Source organism: Enterobacter cloacae complex sp. S2 (assembly GCF_015159675.1).
In the GTDB taxonomy this organism is placed as follows: Bacteria; Pseudomonadota; Gammaproteobacteria; order Enterobacterales; family Enterobacteriaceae; genus Enterobacter; species Enterobacter intestinihominis.
In genome coordinates, this window is sequence record NZ_JADDTS010000002.1 from 28,043 (window position 1) to 40,538 (window position 12,496).

12 protein-coding genes are annotated in these 12,496 nt (G+C 54.2%); 5 read left to right on the plus strand and 7 right to left on the minus strand.

The genetic code is table 11. The features are described 5' to 3' along the window. The first annotated feature begins 122 nt into the window (after nucleotides 1-122). Nucleotides 123-695, plus strand: coding sequence for a DedA family protein (locus tag IPZ49_RS00825; protein ID WP_032669483.1), 573 nt, complete (start codon nucleotides 123-125; stop codon nucleotides 693-695). Nucleotides 696-789: 94 nt separating this feature from the next. Here the strand turns inward: IPZ49_RS00825 and IPZ49_RS00830 are convergent, their stop codons facing one another. The 3 genes from IPZ49_RS00830 to dusC form a co-directional block, all read right to left on the minus strand. Then, entirely contained in the window at nucleotides 790-1,554 is a 765-nt protein-coding gene (locus tag IPZ49_RS00830; protein ID WP_072203318.1) for an SDR family oxidoreductase, read from the minus strand. Nucleotides 1,555-1,604: 50 nt separating this feature from the next. Beyond that, nucleotides 1,605-3,023, minus strand: coding sequence for a multidrug resistance outer membrane protein MdtQ (mdtQ, locus tag IPZ49_RS00835; RefSeq protein ID WP_033487345.1), 1,419 nt, complete (start codon nucleotides 3,021-3,023; stop codon nucleotides 1,605-1,607). A 331-nt stretch (nucleotides 3,024-3,354) separates the two neighbouring features. Beyond that, complete coding sequence (dusC, locus tag IPZ49_RS00840; protein WP_063932866.1) at nucleotides 3,355-4,290, minus strand: tRNA dihydrouridine(16) synthase DusC; 936 nt, start codon at nucleotides 4,288-4,290, stop codon at nucleotides 3,355-3,357. Between the two features lie 168 nt (nucleotides 4,291-4,458). Here dusC and IPZ49_RS00845 point away from each other — a divergent pair, with 168 nt between their 5' ends. The 4 genes from IPZ49_RS00845 to sanA all read left to right on the plus strand — a co-directional run bounded on the left by IPZ49_RS00845 (nucleotide 4,459) and on the right by sanA (nucleotide 7,397). After that, nucleotides 4,459-4,854 (plus strand): CidA/LrgA family protein, encoded by a 396-nt coding sequence (locus tag IPZ49_RS00845; RefSeq protein ID WP_003859308.1) that lies wholly within the window; start codon nucleotides 4,459-4,461, stop codon nucleotides 4,852-4,854. Beyond that, nucleotides 4,851-5,546, plus strand: a complete 696-nt coding sequence (locus IPZ49_RS00850) for a CidB/LrgB family autolysis modulator (RefSeq protein WP_015572322.1) — start codon at nucleotides 4,851-4,853, stop codon at nucleotides 5,544-5,546. Before IPZ49_RS00845 ends, IPZ49_RS00850 begins: the two co-directional genes overlap by 4 nt. 128 nt (nucleotides 5,547-5,674) lie before the next feature. Beyond that, nucleotides 5,675-6,559: a cytidine deaminase gene (gene cdd, locus IPZ49_RS00855; RefSeq protein WP_063659536.1), complete on the plus strand. Its 885-nt coding sequence runs from the start codon at nucleotides 5,675-5,677 to the stop codon at nucleotides 6,557-6,559. A 127-nt stretch (nucleotides 6,560-6,686) separates the two neighbouring features. After that, on the plus strand, nucleotides 6,687-7,397 hold the full coding sequence (gene sanA, locus IPZ49_RS00860) for an outer membrane permeability protein SanA (protein ID WP_017383381.1): 711 nt from the start codon (nucleotides 6,687-6,689) through the stop codon (nucleotides 7,395-7,397). A gap of 127 nt (nucleotides 7,398-7,524) precedes the next feature. Here sanA and mglC read toward each other — a convergent pair whose 3' ends face one another. The 4 genes from mglC to galS all read right to left on the minus strand — a co-directional run bounded on the left by mglC (nucleotide 7,525) and on the right by galS (nucleotide 12,467). Then, a complete protein-coding gene (gene mglC / locus IPZ49_RS00865) occupies nucleotides 7,525-8,535 on the minus strand; it encodes a galactose/methyl galactoside ABC transporter permease MglC (protein ID WP_003859318.1) in 1,011 nt (336 codons plus the stop codon). 15 nt (nucleotides 8,536-8,550) lie between these two features. After that, nucleotides 8,551-10,071 carry a galactose/methyl galactoside ABC transporter ATP-binding protein MglA gene (gene mglA, locus IPZ49_RS00870; RefSeq protein WP_003859320.1) on the minus strand — a complete coding sequence of 507 codons (1,521 nt, stop codon included), beginning with the start codon at nucleotides 10,069-10,071 and terminating at the stop codon, nucleotides 8,551-8,553. A 79-nt stretch (nucleotides 10,072-10,150) separates the two neighbouring features. Continuing rightward, nucleotides 10,151-11,149: a galactose/glucose ABC transporter substrate-binding protein MglB gene (gene mglB / locus IPZ49_RS00875; RefSeq protein ID WP_017383382.1), complete on the minus strand. Its 999-nt coding sequence runs from the start codon at nucleotides 11,147-11,149 to the stop codon at nucleotides 10,151-10,153. Nucleotides 11,150-11,444: 295 nt separating this feature from the next. Further along, on the minus strand, nucleotides 11,445-12,467 hold the full coding sequence (gene galS, locus IPZ49_RS00880) for an HTH-type transcriptional regulator GalS (protein WP_003859324.1): 1,023 nt from the start codon (nucleotides 12,465-12,467) through the stop codon (nucleotides 11,445-11,447). Nucleotides 12,468-12,496: the final 29 nt, after the last annotated feature.

Genomic DNA, 12,496 nt, shown 5'->3' on the forward strand with positions numbered 1-12,496 from the left:
TAAGTATAATGCAGGCTTTAGATTATTTTATGTACAGTGGGAAATTTCCGTTGATTGCCGCGCGGTTGATGGATGGGGTATATGATTAACGCAGGCACAGTAAGGGAGATGACGTTTACGTAATGGATATCAACGGTCTTATTGAACAATATGGATACGCCGCGCTGGTGATCGGCAGCGTCGCGGAAGGCGAAACCATCACGCTGCTGGGCGGGGTGGCCGCACATCAGGGATTGCTGAAATTCTCGCTGGTGGTCGCCGCCGTCGCGTTGGGCGGTATGATTGGCGATCAGCTGCTCTACTTTCTGGGGCTGCGCTTTGGCCCGACGCTTTTGCAACGTTTTGCTAAGCATCAAAAGAAAATTCGCCGTGCTCAGCGGCTTATCCAGCGACGTCCCTGGCTGTTTGTGATTGGTACCCGCTTTATGTACGGCTTTCGCATCATCGGGCCAATACTGATTGGCGCGAGCCGCTTACCGCCGAAAATCTTCCTGCCGCTGAACATTCTCGGGGCGATTGCCTGGGCGCTGATTTTCACCACGCTTGGCTACGTGGGTGGCGAAGTAATAGGTCCGTGGCTGCATAATCTCGATCAGCATCTTAAACACTGGGCCTGGTTGATCCTGGTTGTTGCAGTGGTGATTGTGGTACGGCTGTGGATGCGGCACAGAGAGAAGAGGCGGGATCAGGAGTGAGTGCGGCCTGATGCCCTCACCCCGGCCCTCTCCCACAGGGAGAGGGGGTTTTTAGTTCCCTCTCCCACAGGGAGAGGGTTAGGGTGAGGGGAACCTATCCCTCCGGCTTAAACTGCGGATTCGCCAGCATAAAACCGCCGTCGACGATAAACGACTGCCCGGTGGTGTAGCTGGCGTCGCTGTCACACAGCCACGCCACCAGGCTGGCAATTTCTTTGGTATGCCCTGGCCGTGCCAGCGGGATTTCCGGCATTGCGCCTTCTTTCACTTCGCTGTCGTCCATATCATTCATCGGCGTGGCGATCGCTCCGGGCGCAACGGCGTTCACCAGAATCTTATGTTTAACCAACTCCAGCGCCATCGACTTTGTTAACCCGCCCAGCGCATGTTTGGCCGCCGTATAGGCGCTGGCGTCCGGCAATGGCGTATGTTCATGCACCGAGGTGATATTCACGATCCGCCCCCCTTCCCCCTGCTTCACCATCTGACGCGCCGCGATTTGCGAGCAGAGAAACGCGCCGTCCACGTCAACGGTGAATATGTGCCGCCAGTCGTCAAACGACAGGTCCAGAAATGGCGCTTTATTCATCGCCCCGGCATTGTTAACCAGCACATCCAGCCGCCCGAAACGCGTAATCAGGGTTTCAATGGCCTTTGCGCCTTCCGGCAAATTGCTTAAGTCGAGATGAATGGCCTCGGCACGCTGCCCGCGCGCTTCAATTTCACGGCAGGTTGCCAGCGCCCCTTTCTCATCTGAATGCCAGGTTACTCCGACATCAAACCCGCGTTCGGCCAGCATCAGGGCCGTCGTTTTGCCAATTCCTGAATCCGATGCGGTAACAATTGCGACTCGCGTCATACTCACCTCCTGATAATCTGCAAAGAGGTAAGTATAGATAATGCGCAATGTTAGCCGTGATGATATCCGCCACCCAGCGCGGAGGTGAGCTGGAGCGTGGCATCCACGTACTGACCTTTCAGCATCAACCCGGTAATACGCTCTTTGAGCGCCGGAATTTTTGCTTCACTCACCCGGGAGCCGGCAATGATCCCGGCGCTGAAACGCGCCTGTGCCAGCGCAACGACGCGCGCCGCATCTTTTTCGATCTGCTGCTGGTGCTGATTTTTGGCGGTCAGCGTTTCCACTTCGCTGGCCGTCCGGGCAACCTGGTTTACGGCATCTACCACGGCCTTGTTGTAGTTCGCCACGGAGAGGTTGTTTTGCGCCTGGGCGATATCCAGGTTCGCATTCAACCGACCGCTGTCAAAAATTGGCAGCGTCAGCCCGGCGGTTACGCCCATTTGCTGCGCAGATGAGCGGAACAGGTCACTCAGGTGCAATGCATCCTGCTGCAAGAATGCCATCAAATTGATGTCAGGGTAGAACGCGGCTCTGGCGGCATCCACTTCGCTCATGGATGCTTCGATATACCAGTGCGCCTCCTGCAAATCCGGGCGCCGAGCCAGCAGTTCATAACCGAGCGTTGATGGCAACGACGCCTCTGCGTCAGGTAAGGCATGCCGGGCGAGCGTGACTGAAGGGGTATGGGTCAACGCATTCAGACGCGCCTCAATGACCTTCATTTTGCCGTGCACGTCAGCGAGCTGTTCATCGGTTTTGCTGGCATTAATATCCGTTTCAACGCCTTCCACCGAGGAGGTAATGCCGTGCTGATAAAGCTCACGATCGGCACCGATGATATTTTCCTGCTCCCGTTTGATTTGCGCGAGTACGTCACCCACCGCGGCCTCGGTCTGCCAGTCCCAGTACAGCCGCGCGACGCTGCTGGCGAGCAGCTGGCGGGTCTGCTCCAGCTCCGCTTTTTGCGCATTCACCTGACCGATGCGGGCCTCAATTTGGGCGCGGTTTTTACCCCATAAATCCAGATCCCAACCCGCCGTCAGACCAAAGGTGCCGTTGGTGTACCAGGGGCCGGTTGTCCCCGCCGCCGGGTCGGTCAGCGCAAATGGCCCCATCAGCCCCTCTGCCGACATTTTTTGCCGTTCAACATCTGCGGAAAAATCCAGCTGTGGACCCTCAGCAGCGACAGCGGCTTTCGCCTGTGCTTCCGCCAGGGTGATACGCTGACGGGCAATTTGCATATCCGGCGCATCCTCCAGCGCTTTGTCGATCAGCGCGTTGAGCTGGGGGTCGTTAAAGTCTTTCCACCATTCGCTTTTTGGCCAGTCGGCATGACGCAGTTGGGTATTTACAGCTGCGGCGGCGGCTTGCGTTTTTACTGGAGACACCGTGGCATGTTCCGGCGCGCAGGCGGCCAGCATAAAAACAAGAGGAGCACTCAGAGATAAAGTAAGAGAACGTTTCATTACGCCATGAACTCAAAAAAATAAAGGCGCAACTTACGCTTACTGACGTTCCGTTTTTTAGTAACGCGTGGCAATCCGCATATTGTTATACATTTTCATATCCGGAAATTTATTCTCCAAGACAATGATTTAATTTCATGTATTCATGCTAATTATGAATTGGCTGCTACACTTACTTCGACAGACATACGCAGGAGAGGCGAATGAAAATATTATTGTGGGTTATTTTGATTATATTTCTGATAGGGCTGCTGGTGGTAACCGGCGTATTTAAGATGATTTTCTGATTCTGTTGCCCGGCTCCGCGCCGGGCAAACACTTCACACTTCGCTCAGGATTTTGACTGGATCACCCGGGCAATATCCGCAGACGTCTGTAGGGTACGGATCTCCTGAAATAATCCCAGCGCGTCGTCGTACTCTTTACGCAAATAACTCAGCCACTGCTTAATGCGCGCGACGTGATACAAGCCGGTATCGCCCTGCTTTTCCAGCCGCGTGTATTTTTGCAGTAGTTTCACCACATCCGCCCACGGCATCCGCGGCTCATTATATTTCACCACCCGGCTGAGGTTCGGCACGTTCAGCGCACCGCGGCCAATCATCACGGCATTACAGCCGGTCTCTTTGAGGCAGGCCTGCGCGCTCTCATAATCCCAGATTTCGCCGTTGGCAATCACCGGGATCGTAAGCCGTTTGCGGATCTCGCCAATCGCCTGCCAGTTAATGCGCTCGGCTTTATAACCATCCTCTTTGGTTCGCCCGTGCACCACCAGCTCGGTGGAGCCCGCCTGCTGCACCGCGTCAGCAATTTCAAACTGCTTGTCGTCGCTGTCCCATCCCAGACGCACTTTGACCGTCACCGGCAGGTGCGATGGCACCGCCTCACGCATGGCCTTTGCGCCGCGATAAATCAGCTCCGGATCTTTAAGTAGCGTCGCCCCCCCGCCGCTGCCGTTGACCAGCTTTGACGGACAGCCGCAGTTAAGATCGACGCCGTACGAACCAAGCGCTACCGCGCGGGCGGCGTTTTCAGCCAGCCACTCGGGATACTGGCCGAGCAGCTGGACACGCACCAGCGTACCGGACGGGGTACGGCTCTGACGATGCAGTTCCGGGCAGAGACGATAAAATGATTTTTCTGGCAGCAACATATCGACCACGCGCAGGAACTCCGTCACGCAGAGATCGTAATCGTTCACCTCGGTAAGCAGCTCGCGCACGAGAGAGTCGAGCACGCCTTCCATCGGGGCCAGTAAAACACGCATTCTGAGTACCTGTGAAAAAAGACGCGCTATAGTAGCTGCTCTCTATGTATGTTGAAAGCCCGGCGTTCCATTCCGGAATGTCTGGTATGCCCAAAATTCATGATGTGATCCGTGGCACATTTTCAGGTTTAATTGTATGATGAATACGTCTCAGCAAGGACTTTCACCATGAGCAAATCACTGAATACTATCTGGCAATACCTTCGCGCCTTCGTCCTCATTTATGCCTGCCTGTACGCCGGCATTTTTATCGCTTCGCTGCTGCCGATTACGATACCCGGCAGCATTATCGGCATGCTGATCCTGTTTGTGCTACTGGCATTACAGGTGCTGCCCGCGAAATGGGTTAATCCGGGGTGCTTCGTTCTCATTCGCTATATGGCCCTGCTTTTTGTGCCTATCGGCGTTGGGGTGATGCAGTATTACGATGTGCTTAAAGCGCAGTTCGGCCCGATTGTGGTCTCCTGCGCCATCAGTACGCTGGTGGTATTCCTGGTCGTCAGCTGGAGTTCACACATTGTGCATGGCGAACGCAAGGTCGTCGGGGAGAAAACAAAAAAATGATGGCGAATATCTGGTGGTCCCTGCCGTTAACCCTGGTGGTGTTCTTTGCTGCGCGTAAGCTTGCGGTGCGTTTCAAAATGCCGTTGCTCAACCCGCTGCTGGTCGCCATGGTGGTGATTATTCCTTTTCTGCTGCTCACCGGCATTCCTTATGAGCGTTACTTCGCCGGGAGCAAGATCCTCAACGATTTGTTGCAGCCTGCCGTGGTGGCGCTGGCGTTTCCTTTATATGAGCAATTGCATCAGATCCGCGCGCGCTGGAAATCCATCATTACCATCTGCTTTGTGGGTAGCCTTGTTGCGATGATCACCGGCACCTCGGTGGCCTTATTGATGGGCGCGTCGCCGCAGATCGCCGCCTCTATCCTGCCTAAATCCGTCACCACGCCGATTGCCATGGCCGTGGGCGGCAGCATCGGGGGCATTCCGGCCATCAGCGCCGTGTGCGTGATTTTTGTCGGTATCCTGGGCGCGGTGTTTGGTCATACGCTGCTCAATATCATGAAAATTCGGACCAAAGCGGCACGCGGTCTGGCGATGGGTACCGCCTCGCACGCGCTGGGCACCGCACGCTGCGCGGAACTGGATTATCAGGAAGGGGCATTCAGCTCGCTGGCGCTGGTGATCTGCGGGATTATCACTTCCCTGGTCGCGCCGTTTATCTTCCCGATTATTCTGGCAGTCATGGGCTAAAATTTGCGATGCGTCGCGCAATTTTCATTTTCATTTCATAAGTTGCACACATAATGAGATTTGGATCACATATAAAGGCCGTACGGCTCCGTACACTACCGATCCATTAACCTTGATGAGGCAACGTCATGCATCCACGTTTTCAAGCTGCTTTCTCTCAGCTTGCAGAGAATTTGCAATCAGCCCTGGCTCCGGTTCTGGCGGATGCGCATTTCCCCGCCCTGCTGACGGCAGATCAGGTCACGGCCCTTAAACAGGCAACGGGGCTGGACGAAGACGCGCTGGCTTTCGCCCTGCTGCCCCTTGCGGCTGCCTGCGCCCGCGCTGACCTTTCCCATTTTAACGTAGGCGCAATTGCGCGCGGCGTGAGCGGAACCTGGTACTTCGGCGGAAACATGGAGTTCATCGGTGCGACCATGCAGCAAACCGTCCACGCGGAGCAGAGCGCCATCAGTCACGCCTGGCTGCGCAGCGAAAAAGCCCTGCGCGCCATCACCGTCAACTATACCCCTTGCGGCCACTGCCGCCAGTTTATGAATGAGCTGAACAGCGGTCTTGAACTGCGTATCAACCTGCCGGGACGCGCACCGCATACGCTGGGTGATTACCTGCCGGATGCTTTCGGCCCGAAAGATCTTGAGATCAAAACCCTGCTGATGGACGAGCAGGACCACGGTTATGCGCTCTCGGGAGATGAGCTGAGCGAAGCGGCCATTGCCGCCGCCAATAAAAGCCACACGCCATACAGCAAATCTCCAAGCGGCGTCGCCCTTCAGTGCCGCGACAGCCGCATCTTCACCGGCAGCTATGCAGAGAACGCCGCATTTAACCCGACTCTGCCTCCGCTCCAGGGTGCCCTGAACCTGCTTAGCCTGAACGGGTATGACTACCCGGATATTCAGCGCGCAATCCTGGCTGAAAAGGCCGATGCGCCGCTGATCCAGTGGGACGCGACCGCAGCCACGCTGAAAGCGCTGGGCTGTTCAACCATCGACCGCGTGCTGCTGGCATAATCTGTTCGGCGGGCAGAGTTGCCCGCCAGTCTGACGAAAAACCCCTCAGTTGAATCGCTGTTTCTTGCGCTAACCAGGCGGGTACAGTAGCCTGAGGGAAATTTCATCATCGGTACGAGCCATCTGCATGTTAAAGCGCGTGTTTTACAGCCTGTCTGTCCTGGTCGGCATACTGCTGTTGATCGTGCTGGGTCTCGACCGCTGGATGAGCTGGAAAACAGCCCCCTACATTTTTGATGACCTACAGGATCTCCCCTACCGTCAGGTTGGTGTGGTGCTTGGCACCGCCAAGTATTACCGCACTGGCGTCATAAATCAGTATTACCGGTATCGTATTCAGGGCGCGCTGAACGCCTATAACAGCGGCAAGGTGAACTATCTGCTGCTGAGCGGCGATAACGCGCTGCAAAGCTATAACGAGCCGGTGACGATGCGCAAAGATCTGATTGCCGCAGGCGTCGACCCGGCCGATATCGTGCTCGACTACGCCGGATTCCGCACGCTTGATTCCATCGTGCGTACCCGCAAGGTGTTCGACACCAATGATTTCATCATCATTACCCAGCGTTTCCACTGCGAGCGGGCGCTGTTTATCGCCCTGCATATGGGCATTCAGGCGCAGTGTTATGCGGTGCCATCGCCAAAGGATATGCTGAGCGTGCGCGTACGTGAGTTTGGCGCTCGTTTTGGCGCGCTGGCTGACCTGTACTTATTCAAACGTGAACCGCGCTTTTTAGGCCCGCTGGTGCCGATCCCAACGATGCACGAAGTGCCGGAGAATGCACAGGGTTACCCGGCGGTAACGCCAGAGCAGTTGCTGGAAATTCAGAAGAAGTAATAACTTTTGTCGGGTGGCGGCTTCGCCTTACCCGACCTACGATCGCGATTTTGTAGGCCCGGTAAGCGTCGCGCCACCAGGCAAAAAAAGGCCCGCTACGTGAGCGGGCCTTTTCATTCTGAAGATCTTACTTCTTACGCGCGTACTTCAGTGAATCCAGCGCAACCGCGAAGATGATGATGGCGCCCTTGATGATGTACTGCCAGTAGGGGTTCACGCCGATGTAGGTCAGGCCGTAGTTGATAACGGTGAAGATGATCACACCGGTCACCACGCCCAGCACGGTACCCACGCCGCCGCTGAAGGAGACGCCGCCAACCACGCAGGCTGCAATCGCATCCAGTTCGTACATAAAGCCGAGGTTGTTGGTTGCAGAGCCGATACGGCCCGCTTCCAGCATCCCGCCGAAGGCGTAGAAGACCCCGGACAGGGCGTAAATCATCAGCAGGTTCAGAGCCACGTTGACCCCGGACACTTTCGCCGCTTCAGGGTTACCGCCGATAGCAAAGATGTTTTTACCGAAGCGGGTTTTGTTCCACAGGATCCAGACGAACGCTACCGCAATCAGCGCATAGAAGGTGATGTAGGAGAGACGGAAGCTGCCCAGCGCAACAAACCCCTGCGTGAAGGTCGAGAAGCCGCTGTCGAAGCCAGAGATTGGAGACGCGCCGACGAAATCGTAGTACAGGGAGTTGATACCATAAACGATGATCATCGTGCCAAGCGTGGTGATGAATGGCGTCACGTTCAGGTAAGCAATGATGATGCCGTTAATCAGGCCAATTACCGCGCCGATGGCGCACACGATCAGGATCACCACGAAAATCGGCATGGTCGCCATCTCCGGGAACACCTTGTTGGCGTTTTCCATCGACTGCAACAGGGTTGCCGCAATGACCGCCGCCAGACCCACCTGGCGCCCTGCCGAAAGGTCAGTCCCCTGGGTAACGATAAGTCCCGCCACGCCAAGCGCGATAATAATACGTACGGAAGACTGGGTCAGAATGTTACTCAAGTTCAGCAGACTTAAGAACGTAGGGTCCTGGAAAATAATAATCGCCAGCAAGACTAAAAGAACAACGTAAATACCGCCTTCTTTCAGATAAGTGAGAAAACTTTTTTTATTTAACGCACTCATGAGGAGCCCCTGATCTTAAAGGTGCAAAGACGCAAGACGCAAAATTTCGTTTTGCGTTGTCGTTTTGGTTTCAACAATACCGGCAACGAGACCATTGCTCATAACCAGAATACGGTCTGTGATCCCTAACAATTCCGGCATTTCGGAAGAAATAATAATGATCCCTTTATCTTTTTTCGCCAGCTCGGCGATCAGCTGGTAAATCTCAAATTTTGCACCCACGTCGATACCGCGCGTAGGTTCATCCAGCATCAGAATTTCAGGCTGGGTTAATAGCCAGCGACCAATAATGACTTTCTGCTGGTTCCCTCCCGAGAGTGAGCCAATTTGCGTGCGGTGGCCCGGCGTTTTCACGCGCATGGAGTCAATCACCCACTGGGTATCGCTCTTCATGCGGGAATTATCCAGCAGCCCGACTTTATTTTTGTAATTGCGAATATTAGAAATTAACGAGTTAAAGTTAATATCCAGATAAGCGTAAATACCGGTGGAACGACGCTCTTCCGTCACCAGCGCAAAGCCATTATTAATGGCTTCGTTGGCGTTGTGGTTGTTGATCTTCTTACCGTGCAGCGTAATGGTGCCTTCGGCTTTCTCACGGATACCAAACAGGGTTTCCACGATATCGGTGCGCTTAGCGCCCACCAGCCCTGCGATGCCAAGGATCTCCCCCTTGTGCAGATCGAAAGAGACATCGCGGATAGACGGCTGACGCAGCGAGGTCAGGTTACGCACCTCCAGAATCACTTCGCCTGGCTTGTTTTCTTTATCCGGGAAGCGCTGGTTCAGAGAACGGCCAACCATCATGGCGATGATCTTGTCCATATCCAGCCCTTCCAGCGGCTGGGTGGCGATCCACTGGCCGTCGCGCAGGATGGTGATTTCATCGCACAGCTGGAAGATCTCTTCCATTTTATGTGAGATATAGACAATGCCGCAGCCGCGATCTTTCAGCTTACGAATAATGGTAAAAAGGTGGTTAACCTCTTTTTCCGTTAATGACGATGTCGGTTCATCCATGATCACGATTTTCGCATCATAGGAGAACGCTTTGGCAATTTCGATCATCTGCATCTGGGAAACGGATAATGTCCCGACGCGTGCGCGCGGGTCGATATCAATATCCAGCTCATCAAAAATGGCTTTGGTGTCGCGATACATTTTATCCTGATCGACAAAGACACCTTTGGTTGGATAACGACCCAACCACATATTATCCATAACTGAACGTTGCAGAACCAGGTTTAATTCCTGGTGTACCATCGAGATACCGTTCTCCAGCGCTTCTTTCGCTGAATGGAAGTCGATCTCTTTTCCCTGAAAAAGAATGCTGCCAGAATCTTTTTGATAGATCCCAAAGAGGCATTTTAATAATGTTGATTTACCCGCACCGTTTTCACCCATTAACGCATGAATAGAGTGTGGACGAACTTTTAAATTAACATTATCGAGCGCCTTAACACCGGGGAATGACTTGTTGACACCGGTCATTTCCAACAAGTATTCACCGGACGACTGAGTAGTTGTGCTGACCATAATTATACCTTGTTGGCCTCGCATATCGCGTTATAAAAGGGCGCAACGAATTGCGCCCAGTGAAGACAATGCAGATAACTTATTTACCGATAAACTCAGCCAGGTTGGACTGGTCTACGCCCACGTAAGGAACGCGAACGATTTTGTTGTCAATTTTCCAGTTAGTCCCGTCAGCGGCGCCTTTACCGTCGGCCAGGTTTTTCGCCAGATCGAAGGTGGCTTTCGCCTGGTTGTTGGCATCGTTCAGCACGGTACCGGCCATAGCGCCAGATTTCACCAGCGCCAGCGCTTCTGGCAGGGCATCCACACCGAATACAGGAATGGCGGATTTGTTGTGGGCTTTCAGCGCTTCTACCGCACCCATTGCCATCGCATCGTTGTTGGCGATGACCACTTCAATTTTGTTGGCGTTCGGACCAGACAGCCACGCGTCCATCTTATCTTTCGCCTGAGCGGTGTCCCACATTGCGGTGTCTAACGCCAGCTGCTGGGTTTTCAGGCCCTTGTCGTTCAGCTCTTTAATAACGTAGGTGGTACGTGCTTCAGCATCCGGATGGCCCGGTTCGCCTTTCAGCAGAACGAACTGAATCTGACCATCTTTGTTCAGATCCCAGTTCGGGTTCGCCGCCCAGTGTTTCGCAATCAGATCGCCCTGGATAATCCCGGACTCTTTGGAGTCGGTACCCACGTAATACGCTTTGTCGTAGCTGTCCAGCGCCTTACGGGAAGGTTCTTTGTTGAAGAAGACAATTGGCACGTTCTGGCCGCGCGCTTTCTCGATCACCGTGCCTGCCGCAGCCGGGTCAACCAGGTTAATAGCCAGCGCTTTCACGCCTTTTGCCAGAAGAACGTCAATCTGATCGTTCTGTTTGGACTGGTCATTCTGGGAGTCATTCATCAGCAGCTGCACGTCTGGCGCTGATTTAGCATCTTTTTCAATTGCTTTACGCACAACGGACATGAAGTTGTCGTCGTATTTATAGATAGTCACGCCAATACGGGTATCCGCTGCGTGCGCTGCTGCGCCAAAAAGCATGCTTGCCATGACAGCAGACAGAGTCAACACCTTCTTATTCATGGTATCTCCGGTTTTTTTTATGCAGGGTAGTTCTTGTGAAAAACGGTCGGCGGGCAGAAGTTAATAAAACGTTACTGATCGCCGAAGTTCACTTATAAAATGTCCAGCTTCCGTGTTCGGTAACGCTCCAGAAATGCGTTTTATTCGTTGTTTGAGGCATGCTGGTAACGGTAAAAGTGAATAATCACCGTTACATTGTGTTTCAGCCCCTAAAACGCTGACATCATAGACAGCGGCTTGTTAAGATACTGTGAATTTACTCACAGATTGAAAACGGTTACATCACGTGATGTTATCAGTTAGTGATCGGAGCCACAGTTTGTCGGATAGCGACCGAATGGCGGCGTACTAAAGTCGGCATAAAACAATGCGTTGCGTCAGGATCTAACAGCCCTGCCGCCCCCTGTAACGCCAGCTCTGTCGCCAGTTTCGCCATCGACGCAATGGGGTAACGCACCGTTGTCAGCTGCGGATCGGTGTAACGGGCAATCGGGATATCGTCAAAGCCGATCAGCGATAAATGCTGCGGCACCGCAATGCCGTTGTCTTTCAGCGCGGTAAGCGCACCTGCCGCCATGCTGTCGTTATAGGCAAACACGGCCGTCAGCTGAAGATTACGCCCCAGCAGTTCCACCATTGCCGCTTCACCGCCCTGCATGTCCGGCGAACCGGTACCTACCCAGCTTTCCAGCGGCGCAATGCCCTGCTCTTTCAGGGCGTTTTGCCAGCCCTCGCGGCGCATCATGTCGTCTTCAATACCGTGGCTGGAGGCCAGATAACCAATGCGCTGATGGCCGTTGCTGATGAGCATCCGCGTCGCCATCATCGCGCCGCTGATGTTATCCAGACCGACGCAGCGGTGCGCGTAGCCGGGGACGATACGGTTGATCAGCACCATGCCGGGGATCTGCTCCATAAACCCGGCCAGCTCTTCATCGCTCAGGGCTTTAGAGTGCACAATCAGGGCGTTACAGCGCTGGCGGATCAGTACCTCAATGGCATAACGCTCTTTTTCAGCCTCGTGATAGCTGTTGCCAATCAACACATATTTCTGGTGCTGCTGGGCAACGACGTCCACCGCTTTGACCAGCGCGCCGAAGAAGGCGTCAGACACGTCCATCACCACTACGCCAATGGTATCGCTGACCTGCGTCGCCAGCGCCTGGGCATTAGCGTTTGGCCGGTACCCCAGCTGGGTCACGGCTTTCATTACGGTTTCACGCGTTTCAGGGCTGACCAGCGCACTGTTGTTCAGCACGCGGGAGACAGTAGCAACAGAAACACCCGCCTGGCGGGCGACGTCACGAATGGTGATCATATTCACCACCCTTTAAAGGATTGCAGCAA